Origin of the sequence: Pseudomonas prosekii, from assembly GCF_900105155.1 — a bacterium.
GTDB classification, from domain to species: Bacteria; Pseudomonadota; Gammaproteobacteria; order Pseudomonadales; family Pseudomonadaceae; genus Aquipseudomonas; species Aquipseudomonas prosekii.
On record NZ_LT629762.1, the window covers coordinates 3,328,269 to 3,352,306 of the forward strand.

At 59.4% G+C, this 24,038-nt stretch carries 22 protein-coding genes and 1 pseudogene; 15 read left to right on the forward strand and 8 right to left on the reverse strand.

Annotated elements, in window-relative coordinates; all coding sequences use genetic code 11:
* Window positions 1-328: 328 nt before the first annotated feature.
* Window positions 329-1,498, reverse strand: a complete 1,170-nt coding sequence (locus BLU01_RS15070; RefSeq protein WP_092276918.1) for an MFS transporter — start codon at window positions 1,496-1,498, stop codon at window positions 329-331.
* Window positions 1,499-1,888: 390 nt separating this feature from the next.
* Here BLU01_RS15070 and BLU01_RS15075 point away from each other — a divergent pair, with 390 nt between their 5' ends.
* Window positions 1,889-2,722 (forward strand): EamA family transporter, encoded by an 834-nt coding sequence (locus tag BLU01_RS15075; RefSeq protein ID WP_092276921.1) that lies wholly within the window; start codon window positions 1,889-1,891, stop codon window positions 2,720-2,722.
* Window positions 2,723-2,762: 40 nt separating this feature from the next.
* A complete protein-coding gene (locus tag BLU01_RS15080; protein ID WP_092276924.1) occupies window positions 2,763-3,146 on the forward strand; it encodes an MAPEG family protein in 384 nt (127 codons plus the stop codon).
* Between the two features lie 128 nt (window positions 3,147-3,274).
* Here the strand turns inward: BLU01_RS15080 and mltA are convergent, their stop codons facing one another.
* Window positions 3,275-4,453 carry a murein transglycosylase A gene (gene mltA, locus BLU01_RS15085; protein ID WP_092276927.1) on the reverse strand — a complete coding sequence of 393 codons (1,179 nt, stop codon included), beginning with the start codon at window positions 4,451-4,453 and terminating at the stop codon, window positions 3,275-3,277.
* A 128-nt stretch (window positions 4,454-4,581) separates the two neighbouring features.
* Between mltA and BLU01_RS15090 the strand changes: the two genes are divergently transcribed.
* Complete coding sequence (locus tag BLU01_RS15090) at window positions 4,582-5,031, forward strand: c-type cytochrome (protein ID WP_092276930.1); 450 nt, start codon at window positions 4,582-4,584, stop codon at window positions 5,029-5,031.
* A gap of 176 nt (window positions 5,032-5,207) precedes the next feature.
* On the opposite strand, the gene BLU01_RS15095 is transcribed toward BLU01_RS15090, so the two are convergent.
* The 4 genes from BLU01_RS15095 to BLU01_RS15110 all read right to left on the reverse strand — a co-directional run bounded on the left by BLU01_RS15095 (window position 5,208) and on the right by BLU01_RS15110 (window position 9,918).
* A complete protein-coding gene (locus tag BLU01_RS15095; protein ID WP_092276933.1) occupies window positions 5,208-5,603 on the reverse strand; it encodes a DUF1090 domain-containing protein in 396 nt (131 codons plus the stop codon).
* A gap of 97 nt (window positions 5,604-5,700) precedes the next feature.
* Window positions 5,701-7,380 (reverse strand): NAD-dependent DNA ligase LigB, encoded by a 1,680-nt coding sequence (gene ligB / locus BLU01_RS15100; RefSeq protein ID WP_092276936.1) that lies wholly within the window; start codon window positions 7,378-7,380, stop codon window positions 5,701-5,703.
* 333 nt (window positions 7,381-7,713) lie between these two features.
* Window positions 7,714-8,904: a methionine adenosyltransferase gene (gene metK / locus BLU01_RS15105; RefSeq protein WP_092276939.1), complete on the reverse strand. Its 1,191-nt coding sequence runs from the start codon at window positions 8,902-8,904 to the stop codon at window positions 7,714-7,716.
* A gap of 18 nt (window positions 8,905-8,922) precedes the next feature.
* Entirely contained in the window at window positions 8,923-9,918 is a 996-nt protein-coding gene (locus BLU01_RS15110) for an ArsR/SmtB family transcription factor (RefSeq protein ID WP_092276942.1), read from the reverse strand.
* A gap of 261 nt (window positions 9,919-10,179) precedes the next feature.
* Between BLU01_RS15110 and tkt the strand changes: the two genes are divergently transcribed.
* The 9 genes and pseudogenes from tkt to BLU01_RS15155 all read left to right on the forward strand — a co-directional run.
* On the forward strand, window positions 10,180-12,177 hold the full coding sequence (gene tkt, locus BLU01_RS15115) for a transketolase (RefSeq protein WP_092276945.1): 1,998 nt from the start codon (window positions 10,180-10,182) through the stop codon (window positions 12,175-12,177).
* Window positions 12,178-12,349: 172 nt separating this feature from the next.
* Window positions 12,350-13,417: an erythrose-4-phosphate dehydrogenase gene (gene epd, locus BLU01_RS15120; RefSeq protein WP_092276948.1), complete on the forward strand. Its 1,068-nt coding sequence runs from the start codon at window positions 12,350-12,352 to the stop codon at window positions 13,415-13,417.
* A gap of 12 nt (window positions 13,418-13,429) precedes the next feature.
* Window positions 13,430-14,593, forward strand: a complete 1,164-nt coding sequence (locus tag BLU01_RS15125) for a phosphoglycerate kinase (RefSeq protein WP_092276951.1) — start codon at window positions 13,430-13,432, stop codon at window positions 14,591-14,593.
* Between the two features lie 34 nt (window positions 14,594-14,627).
* On the forward strand, window positions 14,628-14,852 hold the full coding sequence (locus BLU01_RS15130) for a hypothetical protein (protein ID WP_092276954.1): 225 nt from the start codon (window positions 14,628-14,630) through the stop codon (window positions 14,850-14,852).
* 56 nt (window positions 14,853-14,908) lie between these two features.
* Window positions 14,909-15,241 (forward strand): MliC family protein, encoded by a 333-nt coding sequence (locus BLU01_RS15135; RefSeq protein WP_092276957.1) that lies wholly within the window; start codon window positions 14,909-14,911, stop codon window positions 15,239-15,241.
* Between the two features lie 253 nt (window positions 15,242-15,494).
* Complete coding sequence (gene fba / locus BLU01_RS15140) at window positions 15,495-16,559, forward strand: class II fructose-bisphosphate aldolase (protein ID WP_054044249.1); 1,065 nt, start codon at window positions 15,495-15,497, stop codon at window positions 16,557-16,559.
* Window positions 16,560-16,721: 162 nt separating this feature from the next.
* Entirely contained in the window at window positions 16,722-16,973 is a 252-nt protein-coding gene (locus BLU01_RS15145) for a helix-turn-helix transcriptional regulator (RefSeq protein ID WP_092276960.1), read from the forward strand.
* Complete coding sequence (locus BLU01_RS15150) at window positions 16,966-18,231, forward strand: type II toxin-antitoxin system HipA family toxin (RefSeq protein WP_092276963.1); 1,266 nt, start codon at window positions 16,966-16,968, stop codon at window positions 18,229-18,231. Before BLU01_RS15145 ends, BLU01_RS15150 begins: the two co-directional genes overlap by 8 nt.
* A 42-nt stretch (window positions 18,232-18,273) precedes the next feature.
* A pseudogene (locus tag BLU01_RS15155) lies at window positions 18,274-18,591 on the forward strand (class II fructose-bisphosphate aldolase); the annotation flags it as partial.
* A gap of 377 nt (window positions 18,592-18,968) precedes the next feature.
* On the opposite strand, the gene BLU01_RS15160 reads toward BLU01_RS15155, so the two are convergent.
* Both BLU01_RS15160 and BLU01_RS15165 read right to left on the reverse strand, forming a co-directional pair.
* Window positions 18,969-19,262, reverse strand: coding sequence for a fructose-bisphosphate aldolase (locus BLU01_RS15160; RefSeq protein WP_092276966.1), 294 nt, complete (start codon window positions 19,260-19,262; stop codon window positions 18,969-18,971).
* A gap of 713 nt (window positions 19,263-19,975) precedes the next feature.
* Window positions 19,976-20,644, reverse strand: a complete 669-nt coding sequence (locus tag BLU01_RS15165) for a polysaccharide lyase family 7 protein (protein ID WP_092276969.1) — start codon at window positions 20,642-20,644, stop codon at window positions 19,976-19,978.
* A gap of 322 nt (window positions 20,645-20,966) precedes the next feature.
* Here BLU01_RS15165 and BLU01_RS15170 point away from each other — a divergent pair, with 322 nt between their 5' ends.
* The 3 genes from BLU01_RS15170 to BLU01_RS15180 are packed head-to-tail and all read left to right on the forward strand — an operon-like array spanning window position 20,967 to window position 23,942.
* Entirely contained in the window at window positions 20,967-23,090 is a 2,124-nt protein-coding gene (locus BLU01_RS15170) for a putative bifunctional diguanylate cyclase/phosphodiesterase (RefSeq protein WP_092276972.1), read from the forward strand.
* Between the two features lie 44 nt (window positions 23,091-23,134).
* Entirely contained in the window at window positions 23,135-23,632 is a 498-nt protein-coding gene (locus BLU01_RS15175) for a M48 metallopeptidase family protein (RefSeq protein WP_092276976.1), read from the forward strand.
* Between the two features lie 13 nt (window positions 23,633-23,645).
* Complete coding sequence (locus tag BLU01_RS15180) at window positions 23,646-23,942, forward strand: winged helix-turn-helix domain-containing protein (RefSeq protein WP_092276979.1); 297 nt, start codon at window positions 23,646-23,648, stop codon at window positions 23,940-23,942.
* Window positions 23,943-24,038: the final 96 nt, after the last annotated feature.

Consider the following 24,038-nt stretch of genomic DNA (forward strand, 5'->3'; position numbering starts at 1 on the left):
AGAATTTTCAGGTTGATGTAACTCGACGGAACACCTCGGTCAGTCCCTCTCCCAAAGGGTGGAGGGGGAAAGGGAGCAGACCTTTGTGGCGTTCAAAACCTGAGTTCGACTCAGAATTTTCAGGTCGATGTAACTCGACAGAACACCTCGGTCAGTCCCTCTCCGCAAAGGGGAGAGGGGAAAGGGAGCGGACCTTTGTGCCATTCAAAAACCTGAGTTCGACTCAGAACTTTCAGGTCGATGAAACTCGACAGAACACCTCGGTCAGTCCCCTCTACCCTCTGGGGAGAGGGTTAGGGTGAGGGGTGGATCCCCTGACACCCACCCATCAGCCGGACACATTGACCGCCGTCGCGCCCCGGCGTTGCAGGTAGATGTAGAAAAGCGCGGTCAGCACCGTCAACCCGCTGACCAGTGCGCCGGTCCACGGCAAGTCGGCCAGATCCGCGCCGCTGGCAACCACAAGTCCGCCGATCCACGCGCCGGCGGCGTTGCCCAGGTTGAACGCGCTCTGGTTCAGCGTCGAACCGAGATTCGGCGCTTCATGCGCCTGATCGATGATCAGCAATTGCAGAATCGGGCACAGCGCGAAAGCGAAAATCCCCCACAGCACCAGCGTGATCGCCGCCGGAATCACCGATTGACTGGTCTGGCTGAACGCCGCCAGCACCACCACACACGCCAGCGCCATACCCACCAGCGACGGCAACAGACGACTGTCAGCCAAGCGCCCGCCGATCATGCTGCCGGCGGTCAAACCGACGCCGAACAACAGCAACATTACCGTCACGCCGTGTGGGCTGACGCCGGTGATGTCCTGCAGGATGGGCGCGATGTAAGTGAACACGCTGAACAGACTGGTCGACGCCAGCACTCTCATGCCCAGCGCCAGCAGCACATTGGCCTTGCCCAGCACTTTGAATTCGCTGGCCAGGTTGGCCTTGTCCAGGGTGATGTCTTTGGGCAGCCACAACCACTGAGCAATGGCCGCGATGACGCCGATCACCGACACCGCCCAGAACGTCGAGCGCCAACCGGCGTATTGGCCGAGCGCCGTGCCCAGTGGCACGCCGAGCACGTTGGCCAGGGTCAGGCCGGTGAACATCAGGGCAATCGCCTGCGCGCGTTTGTTCGGCGCGACCAGTCCTGCCGCCACCACCGAACCGATGCCGAAGAACGCGCCGTGGCACAACGCGGTGACGACTCGCGCGGCCATCAGCGTCGCGTAATTCGGCGCCAACGCGCAGAGGATGTTGCCGAGGATGAACATCAGCGTCATCCCCAGCAGTGTGGCTTTGCGCGGCATGTTGGCGGTGGCGATCGCCAGGATCGGCGCGCCGAACACCACGCCCAGGGCGTAGCCGGTAATCAGCAGGCCGGCGTGAGGAATGCTCACGGCGAGGTCGCGGGCGACATCGGGCAGCAGGCCCATGATGACGAATTCAGTGGTGCCGATGCCGAAAGCGGCAACAGCGAGGGCAAACAAGGCGAGTGGCATGCGCAAGGTCTCTGTCGGTAGTCTTGACGCTGTGATCAGGCATACGCAGGCCAACGACCGATCTCGAAGAGTGCGGGCGGGGGCGTGAATTATTGGAATTAGTCTGTGCGCAACTGAGTGCGGCGTGGTCGCTTGCAGTATAAACAGCTGCGGACATATCGCGAATCAATTCTCCCGCGCTATCGCGTAGGAGCGAGGCTTGCTGTGGGAGCAAGGCTTGCCCGCGATGGCGGTCTCAGGGGCGTCATCGCGAGCAAGCTATGCTCCCACTGCAAGCTATGCTCCCACTGCTAGCTATGCACCCACAGCAAGCTTTGCTCCCACAGCAAAATATGCTCCCACTCAAGCCTCGCTCCTATAGGAGCGGGTGGACAACAAGAGGAGTCGGCCGTGCTTGCAACAGCACTGGTGTTGGTGGCGGCGCTGTTGCACGCGGCGTGGAATACCCTGATCAAGTTCAGCGCCGAGCGGCTGTTGGTGGTCGCGTGCATGGACTCGGTGGCGATGCTGTTTGTCGCGATCATGCTGCCGTTCGTGAGCGCGCCGCCGCTGGAAATCTGGCCGTGGATTCTGGCGTCGGCAGCGTTCGAATTGCTTTACCGCTATCTGCTGATTCAGGCGTATCGAGTCGGCGACCTCGGGTTGGTCTATCCGTTGATGCGCGGGTTATCGCCACTGGTAGTGCTGGCACTGACGCTAATCTTTGCCGGCGAAGTGCTGACCGATCAGCAGATCTTCGGCATTTTGCTGATCCCGCTCGGCATGCTCTGCCTGCTCTGGCAGGGCGGTGGCGGCGCGCGATTGCCGTGGTCGATGTTGCCGGTGGTGGCGCTGATCGGCCTGTGCATCGGTTGTTACACCTTCATCGATGGCCAGGCGCTGCGGCGCTGGTCGCATCCGATCGACTATCTGGTGTGGGTCACGCTACTCAGCACCTGGCCATTCCCGTTGCTGGCGCTGGTGCGCAAACGGCCGGCGTTCAAGCTGTTCTGGCGCGAGCAGTGGCGGCTCGGGCTGACGGTCGGGTTTTGTGTGTTGTTCAGCTACGCTCTGGTGTTATGGGCGATGCAATTGGGCTCGATTGCCGAAGCGGCGGCGCTGCGCGAGATCAGTGTGATTCTGGTGGTGCTGTTCGGCATGCGCTACTTGAAAGAACCTTTCGGCCGGCCGCGGCTCTTAGCCTGTGGGTTGGTATTGGTCAGCATGCTGGTGATGAAGTTTTGACCGGCGCTCGAATTTCAAAAACTGAAGAAAGGATTGCTCTATGACGGTTGCTCTGTGGTGCGTTTTGATCGCGATTTTCCTGCCGTACCTGTGCACGGGGATCGCCAAGTTCGGCAATGGCTTCAGGCTGCAAGACAACCATGATCCACGAGACTTTCTCGAATCGCTGAACGGCTTCGGACGACGCGCGCATGCGGCGCAGTTGAACAGTTTTGAAGTGACCCCGGCGTTCGCCGCAGCGGTGCTGGTTGCGCATCTGGTCGGCACGGCGCAGTTGGTCACGGTCAACGTGTTGGCGGTGCTGTTTATCACCAGTCGGCTGCTTTACATCATTTGCTACCTGGCGGACTGGGCGATGTTGCGGTCGCTGGTGTGGTTTGTCGGGATGGCGTTGATTGCGAGTTTCTTTTTTGTGTCGATGTGAGTCGGCATAGACAGGATATTTGTCGGTTGTAAGGGCCTCATCGCGAGCAGGCTCGCTCCTACAGTTGGAATGCATTCCCTGTAGGAGCTAGCTTGCTCGCGATAGCTATCTGACTGACGACAGATGATTCAAGGCTTCACCGCATCCGCCACCTGCGGCACTTGCGGCAGCGCTGCACCTTTTGGCCACAACATCCAGATCTGTCCTTGCTGCTTCATGTCGCCAGCCAGTTGCCCGGCTGCTTCGCCGGTGCCCCAGAACAAATCGGCGCGGACTTCGCCGGCAATTGCGCCGCCGGTGTCCTGTGCCGCGACCGGACGCACCAGTGCGCTGCCATCCGGTTTGGTCGTCGATAACCACAACAGGCTGCCCAAAGGAATCACCTTGCGATCCACCGCCGCGCTGTAACCGGCCGTCAATGGCACGTTGAGCGAGCCGCGTGGCCCTTCGTTGCTGTCCGGGTTTTGCGTGAAGAACACATAGCTGGGGTTGCTCGCCAGCAGTTGCGGAATCCGCTCGGGATTGGCTTTTGCCCACGCGCTGATGGCGCCCATGGTCACTTCTTCTTTCTTCAGTTCACCCTGTTCGACCAACCAGCGACCGATCGGCCGATAGGGGTGGCCGTTCTGGTCGGCATAGGCGATGCGCAACTGGCGACCGCTGTCGAGCTGGATGCGTCCCGAGCCCTGGATTTGCAGGAATTGCAGGTTCATCGGATCCGTCAGCCAGGCAACCACCGGCGCCTTGACGCCGTTGTTCTCGATGGTGGCAGCGTCGTCATAAGGCTTGAGCACCCGACCTTCGAGGCGTCCGCGCAGGCGTTTGCCCTTGAGTTCCGGATAAATGCTGTCCAGTGAGACAACGATCATGTCTTCGGGCACGCCGTAGACCGGAATGTTCGCCACTTCGGTCTGGGTCAGGCTGCCGGGGTAGACCGGTTCGTAGTAACCGGTGATCAAGCCATTCGGGTTGTCGTTGGCGGCGCGCAGGCCATAGACGTCGAGGTTTTGTTTGAGGAAACCACGAATTGCATCGGCGCTGGCCGGCACATTGGCGGACGCGGCGCAGGTCTGGCCCCAGATCGGATCAGCCTTGAGGCGTGTGCAGGCGCTGCGCCAGGAACCGAAACCGGCCACCAGGTCAGCGTCGGACACAGCTGGCAATGCTTCCCACGTGGCGCTGGTGTAAGTCGCCAATGCGTGGGTTTTGGGGGCGTTGTTTTCGCCGCCGGTGCAGCCTGCGAGCACGGCTACCATCGGCAGGGTCCAGGTCAGGCGGGGGCGCCAGGCCTTGAAACGGCTGTTCATGGAGTAATTCCTTTGACGGTCGCCCGAGTGCTCCATGCGCTCAAACAACCCTTATTGATAATAGGGCTATTGGTGTTTGCCGATGACGCGAGGATACTGGCCGCCGTTTCCCGTAACCTGAAGCCACCATGACTCTTAAAAGACTTTCCGTTGTATTGCTGGCCTGCCTGACGTTGTCCGCTTGCGGGGGTGTCGACCCCAATTCTCCGTTGGGTCAGCGCAAGGCGATTTTCAAGCAAATGCTCAAGACCGGCGAAGATCTGGGTGGCATGTTGCGTGGACGCATTCCGTTCGATGGGCCGAAATTTGCCGAAGGTGCGGTGAAGCTTGATGCGTTGTCTCACGAGCCGTGGAAACATTTCCCACAGGTGCGCGAAGAAGATCACACCAGCGCCAAGGACGATGTCTGGCAGCAACAGGCACGCTTCCAGGAAATGGCCCGCAACCTTGAAACCGCGACCGGTGAATTGGTGGTGGCCAGCAAGGTCCAGCCGTACAAGGCCAGCAACCTTGGGCCGGCGGTGCAGAAAGTCGAAGATGCCTGCAGTGCGTGCCATAAACAGTTTCGGGATCATTGATCTAGCGGTGTGTATTCCCTGTGGCGAGGGGGCTTGCCCCCGTTCGGCTGCGAAGCAGTCGTCAATTCGGCCCGCGCGGTCGATCTGATTATCCGCGTCTGCTGATTTGGGGTCGCTCCGCGACCCAACGGGGGCAAGCCCCCTCGCCACAAAAGCTCCCTCGCAACGCCTAGGTCCTACTTATCCAGTTCATCCAGCGCTTCCTGCAATTCCTTGCGGGATTCGGCGAGTTTGTCTTTGCGTTTGTTGATCTTCTCGGCGTCGCCCTTGCTCATGGCTTTGTCGAGGTCGGCCTGGCGTTTGCTGACGTCATGCTTGGCTTCAAGCACCTTGTTTTCGCGTTCCTTTTTCAGCGAAGCGTCGGTGCAGTGTTCGGTGACTTCGCGCAGGGCGGTTTCCAGGCCTGCTTGCTGATCGGCATTGCCATGGCTCTTGGCCAATTCGATCTGATTGACGATGCCTTGTTTCTTGGCTGCGCAGCCGGACAGGCCGGGGGCGTCTTCTGCCGCCATCACTGGCGCGGCCATCACGCCGCATAGGGTCAGCAGGGCGAGCGGTGTGAAAAATTTCATAAAAGCTCCATGCGAAAAAAATGATCGAGTCGATGTGGCAATGGGCTGTTTGAGCGCAGCGCCAGCATTGGGTTCCCGGGCCGCCGGGCATTGTTGGTCACTGGAAACCGTCAATCCCCGCCACGCGTAACGTTTCACTCAAGGCCAGCACCTGCGGGTCGCGGAAAAATGCGCTCAACTGCGCTGCGCGTCCCGGGCCAATGCCGGCTTCGGCCTGCCATTGTTCATTGCTTCGTTGCGCCAGCGCCTGCCATGAATCGGCGAGAACGGCCTGGCCCGTCGGGGGTAATCCCAGTGCTTTGAGCCAGCTTGCAAACGGGCGCTGGCGGGCACTTTCGAAACTGCCAAAAAGACGAGCGCTGCTGCGCTCGCCGAAGCCGTTAATGTTAGCAAGCTCTTGCGCATCGAGTGTCAACCAATCCAGCAGGCTATTCAGGCGGCCTGTTTCGAAAAGTTTCTCCCAGGTGCCCGGCCCGACATGCGGCAGCGCCAGGCCTTTTTTACCGCTGAGCCAAGCCAGGCGCGCAAGAAATTGGCTCTCGCAACCCGGCGTCGGCTGCCAGCAGCTCAAGTGATGAAAGTCAGCCGCCAGCGGCGCGTTGACTTCGATGCGTTCAGCGCTGCGCAATACCACTTCGTCGAGCCGGGGAATGGTCAACCCCGCGAGGCTGATGGCGACCTGATCACCGGGGCGAATGTCCATCTGCTCCCAGCGCTGCAACGAGCTGACGCTCACCCGCTTGATCTGCCGGTCATCGAGCTGCACCGGCACCAGTTCCAGCACCGGCGTGATCCGCCCGGTGCGGCCGATCTTGAAATTGACTTTGCGCACCTCGGCCAACGCTTGGGCGAAAGGGTATTTCCACGCCACGCTCCAATACGGCGGCCGCGCCTGCCAGCGTTCGGCGGCGGGCCGTTGATCCTGGCGCAGGACCACGCCGTCACTGGCGAAGGGCAGTGGCGAGCGATACCAGTGATCGCGCCAGCGCTGCGCATCGGCGATTGAGTCGATCGGCTGGCTGTACAGCGCGGTGATCGGGAAACCCAATTGCGCCAATGCCGCCACCCGCTCCGGCAAATTCTCCGGACCTTGCGGCCAGTCCCAGACAAACAAGCCAATGCCACCCGCTTGCTCGGCACTCAGCACTTTGCGCGCCATCAGGCCGGCCACGGCGGAGCGTGCATTGAGGCTGCCGGCCTGTGCTTGCACGTGATCGGTCAGGCGCCAATAGAGCTCGCCTTGCACCAGTAAATCTTGCACCTGCGGCAGGCGCTGGGGAATCGCGCCGATCTGCCGCGCGGAGGCGGTCCAGTCCTGGCCGTTGACGCCGTCACCTCGACTGATCGCCTGATGCAGCAGGCCGTTGCGGTAGATCAGCGACACCGCGACACCATCGACTTTGGGTTGAATCCACACCTGCTTGCGGTCGCGCAGCCAATCCTCCACGGCGCGTTGATCGTGGAGTTTTTGCAGGCCGGTGTGAGCGATCGGATGGGCGACTTTGCCGGCGGCGGTTTGCAATGGTTGGTCGGCGGAGACGAGGTTGAAGCACTGGCGCCATTGCGTGAGGCGGGCGCGGGACTGGTCGTAGATTTCGTCGGCGATCAGCGAGCGGCCGTTGCGGTGGTAACTGTCGTCCCACTGGTCGATCTGTTTTTGTGCGGCGTCGATTTCGACTGTCGCGCGGGCGGGTGTCCAGTCGGGGCAGGTGTCCGCGTTGACGGTGAGTGAGGTCAGGAGAAAAGCCAACAGCAGGTAGCGCAGCATCGAGAGCATCCTTGCTCGGGTAGATGCTGGAAGGCTAGGTCAGTATTGGGAAGTGCGAGGGCGGGTTGTTTTGCAGGATGTGGCGGGGTGATGCGGATGACGCCATCGCGGGCAAGCCTTGCTCCTACAGGGGGGCTTTGTTGTGCTTGCGATTGGCGCCTTCGCGTACGGCCCCTTCGCGGGCAAGCCTCGCTCCTACGGGGTCAGCGTTGTTTTGAGTATTCACGAGCCCCTGTAGGAGCGAGGCTTGCCCGCGAAGGCAGCAACTCGGTCCCGAGCGCCAGCCAATAAAAAGCCCCGCACGGCGCGAACCGTGCGGGGCTTGGTGCAGCAGGAAAAGTCTTACAAACCAGCCGCCAGACGCAGGTCGTCGGCGCGGTCGGTTTTTTCCCAAGTGAACGTGGTGAAGGTGTCGTCGCCCACGGTCTTGGTTTGCGGCGTGCGGCCGAAGTGGCCGTAGGCTGCGGTTTCCTGGTACATCGGGTGCAGCAGGTCGAGCATGGTGGTGATCGCGTATGGACGCAGGTCAAACACTTCGCGAACCAGTTTGACGATTTTGTCGTCGCTGATTTTGCCGGTGCCGAAGGTGTTCAACGAGATCGACGTAGGCTGGGCCACACCAATCGCGTAGGAAACCTGAATCTCGCAACGCTCGGCCAGGCCGGCAGCGACGATGTTCTTCGCCACATAACGACCCGCGTAAGCGGCCGAACGGTCAACCTTCGATGGATCCTTGCCGGAGAACGCGCCGCCGCCGTGACGGGCCATGCCGCCGTAGCTGTCGACGATGATCTTGCGACCAGTCAGGCCGCAGTCGCCCACCGGGCCACCGATGATGAACTGGCCAGTCGGGTTGATGTGGAACTGGGTGTCTTTGCTCAGCAGTTCGGCAGGCAACACGTGCTTGACGATCAGCTCCATCACGCCTTCGCGCAGGTCTTTGTACGACACTTCCGGGTTGTGCTGGGTCGACAGAACAACGGCGTCGATACCGACAACCTTGCCGCCTTCGTAACGGCAAGTTACTTGCGACTTGGCGTCCGGGCGCAGCCATGGCAGCAGGCCGGATTTACGCGCTTCGGCCTGACGCTGCACCAGTTGGTGCGAGAAAGTGATCGGTGCAGGCATCAGCACGTCGGTTTCGTTGCTGGCGTAGCCGAACATCAGGCCCTGGTCGCCGGCGCCCTGATCTTCAGGTTTGGCACGGTCGACACCCTGGTTGATGTCAGGGGACTGCTTGCCGATGATGTTCATCACGCCGCAGGTCGCGCCGTCGAAGCCGACGTCGGAGCTGTTGTAGCCGATATCGAGAATCACGTTACGGACGATATCTTCCAGGTCGACCCAGGCCGACGTGGTGACTTCACCTGCGATGATGGCTACGCCGGTCTTGACCATGGTTTCGCACGCAACGCGAGCGAACTTGTCTTCAGCAATGATGGCGTCCAGCACCGCATCGGAAATCTGGTCGGCGATTTTGTCCGGATGCCCTTCGGACACGGACTCGGAGGTGAAGAGGGAGTATTCGCTCATCTCGATTTTTTCCTGAATTTACCGATGGTGAGTGTCGCCAGTCGGCCGCTGAAAATGGCGGACCTGAATCTGGAAACCATTACGTAAGCCTACATAGAGGCTTTCCCCGGGAACGAGTCCCGCAGCGGTGGCCCAACGGGCCAAATCGTCCTGTTCAAACCCCAACCACAGATCACCGCAGGCCTCCCTGGCCCAACTCTGGTTGTGGCTACATAACTCTGTCACTAACAGGCTACCGCCCGGTTTCAGCAGGCCGGCCATGTGTTTGAGTGCCTCGGCCGGCGCGGCGAAATGGTGCAGCACCATGTTCAGTACAACGCAATCGGCGGTCAGGCTGACACCATTCAAGGCATCGGCCAATTGCAGGCTGACGTTAGTCAGCGCATCGCGCACGCACACCTGGCGCGCCAGTTCGAGCATCGCCGCGCTGTTGTCCAGCGCCGTCACCTGCGTGAAGCGGCGCGCCAGTTCCGGCAGAAAGCTGCCATCGCCGGGGCCGACTTCGATGGCCGTCGCGCCTTCGCTGAAACTCAACTTGTCGAGCAGCGCCACCACGCTTTCGCGGTACTGCGGCAGGCCGGCGATCAAGTCTTGCTGGGCGCGAAATTTCTCCGCCACCCGTGAGAAAAAGTCCTGGCTGGCCGCCGCCCGTTGCCCGTGAACCTGGGCGATGCGCGATTGCACATCGGCCGGCAGGGTCAGGTTGTCCACTTCTTCGAGCAGGGCGGCGTGCAGCTTGCCGCCCAGCAGGTCGGTGTGGGGCAGGGCGCGACGGTAGAAAATCGCATTGCCTTCACGGCGAGTCGCCACCAGATCGGCCTGGGCCAATACCTTGAGGTGATGACTCATGCCCGACTGACCCATGCCGAAGATCTGCGCCAGTTCCAGCACGCCAAACGAATCGTTGGCCAACGCGCGCAATACATTCAGGCGCAGAGGATCGCCGCCGGCCTTGCACAGGGCCGCCAGCTCATCGCAATCGTCATGTTGAATGGAAGGCACGCGTAAATTCATAAGGCCAGCAGTCTAGTGACGGTCAGAAAACCCCGCAAGGGCAATATCAAAAAGTTTTGATATTGCTCGATAGATGGCACTTCTCGGCGAGGTGTTCACTCTACAAACCAAGAGCGGAAAGGTTTCACCTGCAGAAACCGCCGTTATCCATGGGAAAAACGTCTCCAGATGACTATCTGTCATTGCCCCGAGGCGGCCCGGTGAGGGAAAATGCTCGCCTTTTTTCCGATTCGTTTTATTCAATCCCCCAGGAGATCAGCGATGCCAAGCCGTCGTGAGCGTGCCAACGCCATTCGTGCCCTCAGCATGGATGCCGTGCAAAAAGCCAACAGCGGCCATCCCGGTGCCCCTATGGGTATGGCGGATATCGCCGAAGTACTTTGGCGTGACTACCTGAAGCACAACCCGAGCAATCCATCGTTCGCCGACCGTGACCGCTTCGTGCTGTCCAACGGCCACGGCTCGATGCTGATCTACTCGCTGCTGCACCTGACCGGCTATGACCTGTCGATCGATGACCTGAAAAACTTCCGCCAACTGCACAGCCGCACCCCGGGCCACCCGGAATTTGGCTACACGCCTGGCGTTGAAACCACCACCGGTCCACTGGGCCAGGGCCTGGCGAACGCCGTGGGTTTCGCCCTCGCGGAAAAAGTCATGGCGGCGCAGTTCAACCGTCCTGGCCACAACATCGTTGATCACCACACCTACGTGTTCCTCGGTGATGGCTGCATGATGGAAGGCATTTCCCACGAAGTCGGCTCGCTGGCCGGTACGTTGGGCCTGGGCAAACTGATCGCCTTCTACGATGACAACGGCATCTCTATCGATGGCGAAGTCGAAGGCTGGTTCACCGACGACACGCCGAAGCGTTTCGAAGCCTACAACTGGCAGGTGATCCGCAACGTTGACGGTCACGACCCGGAAGAAATCAAGACCGCCATCGAAACTGCGCGCAAAAGCGAGCGGCCGACGCTGATCTGCTGCAAGACCACCATCGGTTTCGGTTCGCCGAACAAGCAGGGCAAAGAAGACTGCCACGGCGCCCCGCTGGGTGACGCGGAAATCACGTTGACCCGCGCTGCGCTGAACTGGAACCACGGCCCGTTCGACATCCCGGCTGACATCTACGCCGAGTGGGACGCCAAGGAATCCGGTCGCGCTGCTGAAGCCGAGTGGGACCAGCGTTTCGCTGCTTACTCCGCTGCATTCCCGACCGAAGCCAACGAACTGATCCGTCGTCTGAGCGGCGAACTGCCGGCCGACTTCGCCGAAAAAGCCTCGGCTTATATCGCTGAAGTCGCGGCCAAGGGCGAAACCATCGCCAGCCGTAAAGCCAGCCAGAACGCACTGAATGCCTACGGTCCGCTGTTGCCGGAACTGCTGGGCGGCTCCGCTGACCTCGCCGGTTCCAACCTGACCTTGTGGAAAGGTTGCAAAGGCGTAACGGCGGAAGACGCCAGCGGCAACTACATGTACTACGGCGTTCGCGAGTTCGGCATGAGCGCGATCATGAACGGCGTGTCCCTGCACGGCGGTCTGGTGCCTTACGGCGCTACTTTCCTGATGTTCATGGAATACGCGCGCAACGCCGTCCGCATGGCCTCGTTGATGAAGAAGCGCGTGGTGTTCGTCTACACCCACGACTCCATCGGTCTGGGCGAAGACGGCCCGACGCACCAGGCGGTCGAGCAATTGACCAGCCTGCGCACCACGCCAAACCTCGACACCTGGCGTCCAGCCGATGCCGTTGAATCGGCGGTGTGCTGGAAGTACGCAATCGAACGCAAGGACGGCCCTTCGGCGCTGATCTTCTCGCGGCAGAACCTGCAGCATCAGGAACGTGATGCCGGCCAGATCGCCGACATCGCCCGTGGCGGTTACGTGTTGAAGGACTGCGCAGGCGAGCCTGAGCTGATCCTGATCTCCACCGGTTCGGAAGTGGGCCTGGCTGTTCAGGCTTACGACAAACTGACCGCGCAAGGTCGCAACGTGCGTGTGGTTTCGATGCCTTGCACCAGCGTGTTCGATGCTCAGGACGCCGGTTACAAGCAAGCAGTCCTGCCGTTGCAAGTCAGCGCGCGTATCGCCATCGAAGCCGCGCACGCGGACTACTGGTACAAGTACGTGGGCCTGGAAGGTCGCGTGATCGGCATGACCACCTACGGCGAGTCGGCGCCTGCGCCAGCCTTGTTCGAAGAGTTCGGCTTCACCCTGGAAAACATCCTGGGTCAGGCTGAAGAGCTGCTGGAAGACTAAGTCTGAAGGATGCGTTGTCCGGGCTGGCCTCTTCGCGGGCAAGCCTCGCTCCTACAAGGGATCGTGTTGTTTTTCATGACAACCGAAAACCTGTAGGAGCGAGGCTTGCCCGCGAAGGCGTCGGCCCTGCCACCACTGCAACAACGGATTCACCACGGTAATCGAGAACCCCATGCCTCAACCGCGTCCTTACAAAGTTGCACTCAACGGCTACGGCCGCATTGGTCGTTGCGTCTTGCGTGCGTTGTTTGAGCGAGGCGAGAAAGCCGGGTTTGAAATTGTCGCGATCAACGATCTGGCGGACATGGCCAGCATCGAATACCTGACACGCTTTGACTCCACTCACGGGCGATTCCCCGGCGAAGTGCGCGTTGAAGACGATTGTCTGCATATTAATGGCGACTGCGTGAAGGTCCTGCGCAGTGCCACCCCCGAAGGCATCGATTGGGCGTCACTGGGCGTCGATCTGGTGCTGGAATGCTCCGGCGCATACCACACGCGCGCCGATGGCCAGCGCTTTCTCGACGCCGGCGCGCCGCGTGTGCTGTTTTCCCAGCCGATGGCCAGCGAGGCGGATGTCGACGCCACCATCGTCTACGGCGTGAACCAGGATTGCCTGACCGGCGACGAACTGCTGGTGTCCAACGCGTCCTGCACCACCAACTGCGGCGTGCCGCTGTTGCGCTTGCTGGATCAGGCCATTGGTCTGGAATACGTGTCGATCACCACCATTCACTCGGCGATGAACGATCAACCGGTCATCGATGCTTATCACCACGAAGACCTGCGCCGCACCCGTTCGGCGTTCCAGTCGGTGATCCCGGTGTCCACTGGTCTGGCGCGTGGCATCGAACGGCTGCTGCCGGAACTTGCCGGGCGAATTCAGGCCAAAGCCGTACGCGTGCCGACCGTCAACGTGTCGTGCCTCGACATCACGATGCAAACCGTCAGCGACACCGATGCCACCGAGGTCAACCGGATCCTGCGCGAGGCCGCCACCACTGGCCCGCTCAAAGGCCTGCTGGCCTACACCGAGTTGCCGCACGCCAGTTGTGATTTCAATCATGACCCTCATTCGGCCATCGTCGATGCCAGTCAGACCCGTGTTTCCGGCCCACGGCTGGTGAACATCCTGGCTTGGTTCGACAACGAATGGGGGTTTGCCAATCGAATGCTGGATGTTGCGGAACACTATCTGCAGGCAGCCGGCTCTCCAAAACACTGCACCCCAAAACAGTAGGAAATGCGACCCATGACCGTGTTGAAGATGACCGACCTCGATCTGCAAGGTAAGCGCGTATTGATCCGCGAAGACCTCAACGTCCCAGTCAAGGACGGTGTTGTCACCAGCGATGCGCGAATCCTGGCTTCGCTGCCGACCATCAAGCTGGCCCTGGAAAAAGGCGCGGCGGTGATGGTTTGCTCGCACCTTGGGCGTCCGACCGAAGGCGAATTCTCGGCCGAGAACAGCCTCAAGCCTGTCGCCGACTACCTGAGCAAGGCGCTGGGCCGCGACGTGCCGCTGGTGGCCGATTACCTGAACGGCGTTGACGTGAAGGCCGGCGACATCGTTTTGTTCGAGAACGTGCGCTTCAACAAAGGTGAGAAAAAGAACGCTGACGAACTGGCCCAGCAATACGCCGCCCTGTGCGACGTGTTCGTGATGGACGCCTTCGGCACCGCTCACCGCGCCGAGGGTTCGACCCACGGCGTCGCCAAGTTCGCCAAAGTCGCCGCTGCTGGCCCGTTGCTGGCCGCTGAACTGGACGCACTGGGCAAAGCCCTCGGCGCCCCGGCGCAACCGATGGCCGCCATCGTTGCCGGCTCCAAGGTCTCGACCAAACTCGACGTGCTCAACAGCCTGAGCCAGATCTGCAACCAGTTGATCGTCGGCGGCGGCATTGCCAACACCTTCCTCGCGGCGGCCGGTCACCCGGTCGGCAAATCCCTGTACGAGCCAGACCTGCTGGACACCGCGCGCGAAATCGCCGGCAAAGTCAGCGTGCCGTTGCCGGTCGACGTCGTGGTTGCCAAGGAATTCGCGGAAAGCGCCACTGCCACCGTCAAGCTGATCGCCGATGTGGCCGCAGACGACATGATTCTGGACATCGGCCCGCAGACTGCAGCCCATTTCGCCGAGCTGCTGAAATCGTCGAAAACCATTCTGTGGAACGGCCCGGTCGGCGTGTTCGAATTCGACCAGTTCGGCAACGGCACCAAAGTGCTGGCCCAGGCCATCGCAGAAAGTTCGGCGTTCTCCATCGCGGGCGGCGGCGACACCTTGGCCGCCATCGACAAATATGGCGTTGCTGACAAGATCTCCTACATTTCCACTGGCGGCGGTGCGTTCCTCGAGTTCGTCGAAGGCAAGGTTCTGCCAGCGGTTGAAGTTCTGGAAAGCCGGGCCAAGGCCTGAGTCCAATCCTGTGACCAGGCAAAGGAGTGTTGACATGGTCAGGCACATAGCGCTGTTGATCATCGCGGTTTCGCTGGCAGCTTGCGGGAGTAATCCCAAAGCCAAGCCTGAACCTGCGCCGACTGCGCCGGATGAAAAAGGCTGTTATCAGGCCGATTGGCAAGCGGAAACCAATCCGGTGCTCAACAAGCGTTCCGGGCCTGATGGCCTGGACAAATACGAGACCCAGACCCCGGCCAAGGAACATGGCTGCCCTTGATGGGTCTGACTCATTACTCAAGGCTGGCGGCGCGCGCCGTCGGTCGAGGAACACGGATGAAAGGCTTTATCGCCATCATGGCGCTGGCACTGCTGGCAGGTTGCTCCACGTTCAACCTGTTCGACGCGTCGGCACCTGCGGACAACTGGACCACCTGGACCTGCGACAGCGAGGCCAAAGTGCTCTGGCGCTACACCGATGACAGTCGCAAGGAAGTCGACGTGCGCCTCGGCGGGGCCGATCAGGTCTACCGCTTGAAGCTTGAACCGGGCGCCGAAGGTTCGCTGTACAGCGACGACATGCTGGCGTTTCACGTAAAAGGTGAGGAAGGCCTGGTGTACTGGGTCGCCACCAACGATTTGATTGGCCGCGGTTGTAAAGCTGAATGATACGAGGGGCCGACGCTAACCCTGTGGGAGCCGAGCTTGCTCGCGATGAGGCCAGCACATTCAACACCTGTGTTGGCAGTTGAAGCGCTATCGCGAGCAAGCTCGGCTCCCACAGGAAATCGACGGCTCTCAGGATTTTTGTAATACCGAATGAGCGGACCGGCCTCACCCCCGATCTGCAATAACTTGAATAGCCGCCGCCGCTACGGCAGGCTGGCACGATTAACGACCCAAACCGGGAGAGACACACACAATGGCACTTATCAGCATGCGCCAGATGTTGGACCACGCAGCCGAATTCGGCTACGGCGTTCCAGCCTTCAACGTCAACAACCTTGAGCAGATGCGCGCCATCATGGAAGCCGCTGACAAGACTGACTCCCCGGTGATCGTCCAGGCCTCGGCCGGTGCGCGCAAATACGCAGGCGCGCCGTTCCTGCGTCACCTGATCCTGGCGGCAATCGAAGAATTCCCGCACATCCCGGTGTGCATGCACCAGGACCACGGCACCAGCCCTGACGTCTGCCAGCGCTCGATCCAACTGGGCTTCAGCTCGGTGATGATGGACGGCTCCCTTGGCGAAGACGGCAAGACTCCGACCGACTACGACTACAACATCCGCGTTACCCAACAAACCGTGGCCATGGCTCACGCCTGCGGCGTTTCGGTAGAAGGCGAGCTGGGCTGCCTGGGTTCGCTGGAAACCGGCATGGCCGGTGAAGAAGACGGCATCGGCGCAGAAGGCGTTCTGGACCACAGCCAAATGCTCACCGACCCGGAAGAAGCCGCTGACTTCGTCAAACGCACCCAGGTCGACGCCCTGGCCATCGCCATCGGCACCAGCCACGGCGCCTACAAATTCACCAAGCCACCTACCGGCGACGTGTTGGCCATCGACCGCATCAAAGAAATCCACAAACGCATCCCCAACACCCACCTGGTGATGCACGGCTCGTCTTCGGTCCCACAAGACTGGCTGGCGATCATCAACCAGTACGGCGGCGACATCAAAGAAACCTACGGCGTACCGGTTGAAGAAATCGTCGAAGGCATCAAGCACGGCGTACGCAAGGTCAACATCGACACCGACCTGCGCCTGGCGTCCACCGGTGCGATGCGTCGCCTGATGGCCACCAACCCGAGCGAATTCGACCCACGTAAATTCTTCGGCGCCACCGTGACCGCCATGCGTGATGTGTGTATCGCTCGTTACGAAGCGTTTGGTACTGCCGGTAATGCTTCGAAGATCAAGCCGATCTCGTTGGAAGCGATGTATCAGCGTTATCTGAAGGGTGAGTTGAACGCTAAGGTTAACTAAGCCTTAGTGTTAAACAGCTTTGATAAGAAACCCGCCGTGAGGCGGGTTTTTTTGTTCGCGCAATCTCATGATTCATCATGACCGACGTAAGGCGCTTGAAAAGTCACCTATAGTAAACATAATCAAGTCCAAGGCTATAAAAGTTCTATATAGGTGACATTTATGCTGCTCTACAACCCCTCCGTCTTCGCTGATCGTCTCCGCCAGTTGCGGCGAGCCAAAGGCTATACCCAGCTGCAGTTGGCGCACAGGGCGAAATGCAGCCGGAAAACCGTCATTGATCTGGAGGCGGGGGAAAACGTATCGCTGTATACGGTATTCAGGGTTCTTTCTGCGTTGGGCATGGCGCTGGAAATTGTCGATAACCGCATCGATCTCAAATCCTTGGCCGAGCTGGTAGAACACGATGAGTAGGGTTAAACAGCTCAACATCATCACGCCGCAAGGTTTTTCCGGTGAGCTGTCCAAGGGGTCGCAGTTTTCGTTCGGGTACGAATCAGCGGATGCACCTAAAGAAGTATCGCTGGTCATGCCCTATGACCCGACACCCTCTGTCAGTAATGTTTTGCACCCAATATTTGATATGAACGTCCCTGAAGGATTTCTGGCGGATCAGATCAAGCGTCGGATGGCCAAGCACATGCAGGTGGACGAAATGCGCCTGCTGTCGGTGATCGGTGGAAACCAGATTGGACGTCTCACCTATCAGAATCCGCTTGAGGCTTCCGTTGCTGTTCGCGCTCAAGTCGGGCTGCAAGAAATCCTGTCTGCCGATACCTCTCAAGGTGTCTTCGACTTCCTTGTTGATACTTACTTCGAGTCCGGTATTTCCGGTGTACAACCCAAGGTGTTGGTACCTGACCTGGACAAGCTGACCGGCAGCCGGAAAACCATGCTCAGTTCCGACCTGATTGTGAAGTCAGGCGCTGAAGAATATGCACACTTGGCCCAGAACGAGTTCCTGTGTCTGGAGGCAGCTCGCCTTGCCGGATTGGAAACACCGCCCTTCTGGCTTTCTGAAAGGGGTGATCTGTTTGTGATGGAGCGGTTTGACCTGACGGAGTCCGGTCGACTCGGATTTGAAGACATGGCCGTTCTTCTGGGGCTCAACAAAGATCCTCATGACAACTATAAGTATTCCCAGAGTTACGAAACGCTCGCAGCGGTGATTGCACAGGTTTGCCGGCATGCAAATCCGCTGCGTGAGCTTGAACGGTTTTTTTCGTCGGTCTGTCTTTCAGTCATGGTCCGCAATGGTGATGCTCACCTGAAAAACTTTGGGGTGATTTACACGCATCCTGGTGCGCGTGAAACGGTGCAACTGGCTCCTGTATTCGATGTCACGACTACGACTGTTTACGAAAATTACAATCCCAAATCCGGCCGCTCATTGGTGGACCGTACCTTGGCTATCAAGATGAACAAGGTCAAAACTTACCCCGATCGGCAGCAGTTGATCGAGTTTGGTCGCCAGCACTGCGCGGTGGACAAGCCGTCGTTGATTATTGAGCGAATTGCCGAAGCGATGACTGAGGCGCTGGTTGTTAATCAGGGGCGTGTTGAGGATGAGTTGTTGTCGGGAATGCAGGGGGAATGGGATGCAGGAAGAATGGTGGCGCTGCATGACTCTGTTAAATCGGGTCTTAAGCGAAAACCTGTTATGAAAAAATAAGTGACCTTGTGTGAATCTTCATCACGGCGAGATGGGTGGCGCGGCGACATCAAAGAAACCTACGGCGTGCCGGTTGAAGAAATCGTCGAAGGCATCAAGCACGGCGTGCGCAAGGTCAACATCGACACCGACCTGCGCCTGGCGTCCACCGGTGCGATGCGTCGCCTGATGGCTACCAACCCGAGCGAGTTCGATCCGCGTAAGTTCTTTGGCGCGACTGTGACGGCGATGCGTGATGTGTGTATCGCTCGTTATGAAGCGTTTGGTACGGCGGGCAATGCGTCGAAGATCAAGCCGATCTCGTTGGAGGCGATGTATCAGCGTTATCTGAAAGGTGAGTTGAACGCTAAGGTTAATTAAGACTGGGCGTTAAGCTGCGTTGATAAGAAACCCGCCGAGAGGCGGGTTTTTTGTGTGGCGATTTTCACTTTCGGAATGGGCTGACATATGTGCGCCTAGCTGGATTGCTGATGGTGTATTCAGATCGGTGTAGGAAAGTCGACGCGTGAATAGAAGACAAGTTGAAGAATACAAATCTGAAGGAGTACACAACGATGAGCACCAAATAACCGAAGCCTGAAGACACAAAACCTCAAAAACCGAAACCCCTCACGAGTCCGCTTGGAGGGATGGTAAACAGTAAGGTCATGCCAAGGTCCAGGTCGATCCGACAAAGCTCTAGTCACTACCGTCGAAAAACCCGCAGCGATGCGGGTTTTTTTGCGACTAACTTTTGATTACTTCACTTCAGGCGTATCAAACCCACGCTGTTCAATCACTCGAAACACGTCATTCACGTCCTGGAGCAGGATGCGGGCGATGTTGGTGACGGTGTTGATATCGTGTTCGGCGTAGTCGGGCAGGCTGGTGCAGGCCATCAGGTTGAGGTATTTGAGGACGGCGTTGAGGCGTTCGCTGAGGCAGTTGTGCAATTCGCGGAGCGGGGCGTTGGTGTCGATGACGAGGACGGGGTAGTCGGTGGCGAGTTGGGACATGGGGGTGAAGCGGCGCGGCGGATTGCTCATGGTCATTAGTAAATCTTCCTTGTGCTTAATAAAGAAGAGCTACTGCCGTTCGCTGCGAATCGAATGGGTGGTAGCTGCGTGCGGGTTCGCAGACCGAGGCACAAGGAACCCGGCAGACCCGAAGGTCTCCCACACGCAGCCACCATAAAACGAACTGCGGGCGTTAAAACGACCATCGTTTGTTATGGAGCTTGGTTGCCATTGCGCTGTAGGGCTGCGAAACCCTATCGCCGACTGCTGTCAGCGACGGGGCGAACTATAAGCGGCGACTTTGATGGCTGCAACTGCACCGTAGGACAGCGCATAACCCTTGTGGCGAGGGGGCTTGCCCCCGTCCGGCGGCGCAGCCGTCGTAAAACCGGGCACTAAGGTGCGGCTGTAGGAAACAGGTGGCAGGGTTTGGGGCCGCTTCGCAGCCCGACGGGGGCAAGCCCCCTCGCCACAAAAGGTAATTTCCTACGAGATTTTCGGAGGGTAATGGAATTGATGGGGGCCGCTGCGCAGCCCGACGGGGGCAAGCCCCCTCGCCACAAAAGGTCATTTCCTACGAGATTTTTGGAGGGGAATGGAATTGATTGGGGCCGCTTCGCAGCCCGACGGGGGCAAGCCCCCTCGCCACAAAAGGTAATTTCCTACGAGATTTTCGGAGGGTAATGGAATTGATGGGGGCCGCTTCGCAGCCCAACGGGGGCAAGCCCCCTCGCCACAGGGCAGATGGCTTACTTGTCGTGATCAATGTCCAGTTTGCTGAAGGTCACTTTGCCGCCCTCGCTGGTGTAACCGGTGTTGTCCTGCACGTACACGCCAGCCTTGAAATACAGCGGCTTCACGCGCCAAGTGGCGCTGATGTTCGAATCCCACTGATAACCCGCCGCGCTGATACCCAGTTGCCCGCCGGGGCTCAGATGAATCAGGTAGGAAAACTCCTGATCGAGCTTCACCCCGGTGGCGATGATAATCACCCGGCCTTCGCCGTCATCCGGGTGCATGCGCACTTTGGCGACGATGTTGCCAGTCTCGGTTTTGGTCTTGTATTGATACTCGACCTTGACCATCGGCTTCTGACTTTCATACGCGTGGATCTGCCCGATCACAATCTTGCCGGAGCTGGGCACCTGATTGACCGCGAGCGTTGCGCGCAAGGTGTTGTCCGCGTCCGGATAAAGCCAATTACGCAACGTACCGTTGCTGTAGGTTTCGCGAAGTTCGGTGCGCGGGTACTTGGCGTTTTCGGTTTTGGAGCCCGTGACCGGTGACCAGAAAAACAGCGTGCCGGTATTGGAATGGAAGTATTGGTCCTTGAAGCCGTTCACCAGTTTGGACGTTTCGACGGTGTACGGCGGATTGCCGACAGGAACACTGAGGTTCCATGTTGCGAGATCGATCATAGACAAAGCTTCCACAAATTCAGGCTGCACGCCCGTGCCAGAAGCTCTGGCACGGGCCTTGGAGGGCGCTCTTTATAAGCGTAGCGGGGGTTTTTGTTAATGCCCGCCCGGCAGATGATTGGCGTCAACATCCTGTCGAAATGCCATCTTTCCCGGTTTCAGGGGGCTGTAGCGCCGACCGTTAGTCGGCTTATAGAAGCTTTGAATCAACGATGGCGAGATGACACCTACTGCTTTTGCCGTTCCGGGTCTAGAGTGAAGGCTCAGTACGTGTCCGGTTTTCACAAGAAATCGGCCTGAATGTCCAGACAAGAGAAGCAGCATGGAATGCGCTCAACCAACGCCAGGTGATGGTAGCTCTGTCCTTTTAATCGTTGATGATTACCCTGAAAACCTGATCAGCATGCGCGCATTGTTGCAGCGCCAGGATTGGCAGGTCATGACCGCCGCCTCGGGTTTCGAGGCGCTCAGTTTGCTCCTCGAACACGATATCGACCTGGTGCTGCTGGATGTGCAGATGCCCGGCATGGATGGTTTTGAAGTCGCGCGGCTGATGCGCGGCAGTCAACGCACGCGCCTCACGCCGATCATTTTCCTCACCGCCAACGAGCAGTCCCAAGACGCCGTGATCAAGGGTTACGCCAGTGGCGCGGTGGATTACCTGTTCAAACCGTTCGACCCGCAAATCCTCAAACCGAAAGTCCAGGCCTTGCTTGAGCATCAGCGCAATCGCCGCGCGCTGCAGCGCTTGAGCCACGATTTGGAGCTCGCTCGCGCCTTCAATGCCTCGGTGCTGGACAACGCCGCCGAGGGCATTCTGGTGGTGGGCGAGGACGGCTTGATTCGTTTTGCCAACCCAGCGATGTCGCGGTTGCTCAATGCTACGGTGACGGAGTTGCAGGGGCGGGAGTTTCTCGATTTCCTGCAAAAACCGCACATTCCGGTGTGGGCCGATTCCGACCTTTATGTCGGATACACGCGCGGCGAAACCTTGCGTTTGCACGATGCGCTGCTGCGCACGGCGCCGGGCCAGCAAGTGCCGGTGGCGTTGTCCTGCGCGCCGTTGCCGTCCGAACAACACGCGATGGTGGTGACGGTGCTGGACATGTCGGTGGTGCGGCATCTGCATCAGCAACTCGAATTTCAAGCGGTGACCGACCCGCTGACCGGGCTGCTCAATCGCCGCGGTTTTCACCAGACGGTGGATAACTTGCTGCTGCGCGGCGAGCGTTCCGACGGCGCCTGGGTGCTGTTGTACCTCGACCTCGATGGCTTCAAACGGGTCAACGATTCCCTCGGCCACGATGCCGGCGACCGCGTGTTGCGTTGGGTGTCCGAACAACTGAAAGCGTGCCTGCGACCGTTCGACATTCTCGCGCGCATGGGCGGCGACGAGTTCACCGCGTTGCTCGATCTGGAATTCCCCGAGCAAGCGGCGAAGATTGCTGAAAAGCTGATCGAGCGCGTGTCCATTTGTCAGCAGATTGAAGGCCTGGACATCGCCCTCGGCGCCAGTATCGGCATCGCCACCTACCCGGACTGCGGCTCGAACCTCGACGGCTTGCTGCGTGCGTCCGACATCGCGATGTATGAAGCCAAGCGCGCCGGGCGGCAGCAATATCGCTTTTACGATCATGAAATGAACGGCCGCGCGCGCTCGCGTCTGATGCTGGAAGAGAGCGTGCGCACGGCCATCGAAAACCGCGATTTCAATCTGGTTTATCAGCCGCAAGTGGCGATTGATGGCGGTCAGGTGCGCGGCTTCGAAGCGTTGCTGCGCTGGCAGCACCCGAGTGTTGGCGATGTGCCGCCGGGGCTGTTTTTACCGTTGCTCGAAGAGGCTCGGCTGATCAGTCGTCTCGGCAGCTGGATTTATCACCGCAGCGCCCAGCAACGCAAAGCCTGGGAAACCCTGTTCGCCGAGGATCTGGTGCTCGGTGTGAGTTTGAGCAGCACGCAATTTGGCATGCCGAACCTGGTCACGGAGTTGCGGCAAACCCTGGAACGGCATGACCTCAAGCCGTGGCAAATCGAAGTCGAAGTGACCGAAGACGCACTGATGCTCAACCCTGACGAAACCCGCAAGCAGCTGCGCTTGCTGCGCAATCTCGGGGTGCGCGTAGCGTTGGATGACTTCGGCTCGGGGCCGTGTTCGCTGACGCATTTGCGCGATCTGGAACTGGACACGCTCAAACTTGATCGGCACCTGATCGCGCGGCTGCCGGAGTCGGCGCGCGATGCGTCGCTGGTGCGCACGGTGATCGATTTGTGCAAGCAATACGGTTTGCTGGTGATCGCCGAAGGCGTGGAAACCGTGGCGCAATACGAGTGGCTGCAAGCCAATGGCTGCGAGTACGTGCAGGGGTTTCTGGTGGCGCGGCCACTGATGGCCGAGGATGCCGACGACTTTGTGCGCCCGTTTGACTGGAGCGCGCTGAGCGGCTGAATTCGCTACACTGGCGACCTTTTGATGATCGTGTTGCCCGCCCAATGACCGCGTTGAAATACCTCCAGGCCTATCCCGCCGCGTTGCAGGATCAAGTGCGCCAGCTGATCGCCGACGGTCGGCTGGGTGATTACTTGAGCCAGCGTTACCCGCAAAAACACGCCGTGCAAAGTGACAAGGCGTTGTACACCTACGCGTTGGAGTTGAAGCAGGAATACCTGCGCAACGCGCCGGGCATCGACAAGGTCTTGTTCGACAACCGCCTCGACCTGACCCACCGCGCCTTGGGCCTGCACACCACGATTTCGCGGGTGCAGGGCGGCAAGCTCAAGTCCAAGAAGGAAATCCGCGTGGCCTCGCTGTTCAAGGAAGCGCCGTCGGACTTTCTGAAAATGATCGTGGTGCACGAGTTGGCGCACTTCAAAGAGTCGGATCACAACAAGGCGTTCTACAAACTGTGCGAACACATGTTGCCGGGGTATCACCAGGTCGAGTTCGATTTGCGCGTGTACCTGACGTGGCGCGACATGCAATCGGAATAAAAGGAAGGCCTGGATGGATGTCAGCAAAACCAAAAGCAGCTTCTACCGCCGGTTGTACGTGGCGTACCTGATCGACAGCGGGCAGGCCAGCAGCGTGCCGACGCTCACCGAAGTCACCGGCATGCCCCGGCGCACGGCGCAGGACACCATCGCGGCGCTGGCCGATCTGGACATCGTCTGCGAGTTTGAGCAGGAGGATGGCGCGCGCAATCACGCCGGGTGCTACCGGATTCGTGATTGGGGGGCGATTGATCGGCGGTGGATTGAGGGTAATTTGCGTCAGATAAAGGAAGTGTTGGGGTATCCCTGAGGTAGGTGGCGCCAGTCTTGACGCCATCGCGAGCAAGCTCGCTCCCACAGGGGAAATATGTCGTGCCGTAGATCGCCGGCAAACCATAAATCCCCT

Bases quoted from the DNA above. Each gene is read 5' to 3' on its own strand.
- BLU01_RS15070 (WP_092276918.1), bottom strand. From the start codon at position 1,498: ATGCCACTCGCCTTGTTTGCCCTCGCTGTTGCCGCTTTCGGCATCGGC.
- BLU01_RS15080 (WP_092276924.1), top strand. From the start codon at position 2,763: ATGACGGTTGCTCTGTGGTGCGTTTTGATCGCGATTTTCCTGCCGTAC.
- mltA (WP_092276927.1), bottom strand. From the start codon at position 4,453: ATGAACAGCCGTTTCAAGGCCTGGCGCCCCCGCCTGACCTGGACCCTG.
- BLU01_RS15090 (WP_092276930.1), top strand. From the start codon at position 4,582: ATGACTCTTAAAAGACTTTCCGTTGTATTGCTGGCCTGCCTGACGTTG.
- BLU01_RS15095 (WP_092276933.1), bottom strand. From the start codon at position 5,603: ATGAAATTTTTCACACCGCTCGCCCTGCTGACCCTATGCGGCGTGATG.
- ligB (WP_092276936.1), bottom strand. From the start codon at position 7,380: ATGCTCTCGATGCTGCGCTACCTGCTGTTGGCTTTTCTCCTGACCTCA.
- metK (WP_092276939.1), bottom strand. From the start codon at position 8,904: ATGAGCGAATACTCCCTCTTCACCTCCGAGTCCGTGTCCGAAGGGCAT.
- BLU01_RS15110 (WP_092276942.1), bottom strand. From the start codon at position 9,918: ATGAATTTACGCGTGCCTTCCATTCAACATGACGATTGCGATGAGCTG.
- tkt (WP_092276945.1), top strand. From the start codon at position 10,180: ATGCCAAGCCGTCGTGAGCGTGCCAACGCCATTCGTGCCCTCAGCATG.
- epd (WP_092276948.1), top strand. From the start codon at position 12,350: ATGCCTCAACCGCGTCCTTACAAAGTTGCACTCAACGGCTACGGCCGC.
- BLU01_RS15125 (WP_092276951.1), top strand. From the start codon at position 13,430: ATGACCGTGTTGAAGATGACCGACCTCGATCTGCAAGGTAAGCGCGTA.
- BLU01_RS15130 (WP_092276954.1), top strand. From the start codon at position 14,628: ATGGTCAGGCACATAGCGCTGTTGATCATCGCGGTTTCGCTGGCAGCT.
- BLU01_RS15135 (WP_092276957.1), top strand. From the start codon at position 14,909: ATGAAAGGCTTTATCGCCATCATGGCGCTGGCACTGCTGGCAGGTTGC.
- fba (WP_054044249.1), top strand. From the start codon at position 15,495: ATGGCACTTATCAGCATGCGCCAGATGTTGGACCACGCAGCCGAATTC.
- BLU01_RS15145 (WP_092276960.1), top strand. From the start codon at position 16,722: ATGCTGCTCTACAACCCCTCCGTCTTCGCTGATCGTCTCCGCCAGTTG.
- BLU01_RS15150 (WP_092276963.1), top strand. From the start codon at position 16,966: ATGAGTAGGGTTAAACAGCTCAACATCATCACGCCGCAAGGTTTTTCC.
- BLU01_RS15160 (WP_092276966.1), bottom strand. From the start codon at position 19,262: ATGACCATGAGCAATCCGCCGCGCCGCTTCACCCCCATGTCCCAACTC.
- BLU01_RS15165 (WP_092276969.1), bottom strand. From the start codon at position 20,644: ATGATCGATCTCGCAACATGGAACCTCAGTGTTCCTGTCGGCAATCCG.
- BLU01_RS15170 (WP_092276972.1), top strand. From the start codon at position 20,967: ATGGAATGCGCTCAACCAACGCCAGGTGATGGTAGCTCTGTCCTTTTA.
- BLU01_RS15175 (WP_092276976.1), top strand. From the start codon at position 23,135: ATGACCGCGTTGAAATACCTCCAGGCCTATCCCGCCGCGTTGCAGGAT.
- BLU01_RS15180 (WP_092276979.1), top strand. From the start codon at position 23,646: ATGGATGTCAGCAAAACCAAAAGCAGCTTCTACCGCCGGTTGTACGTG.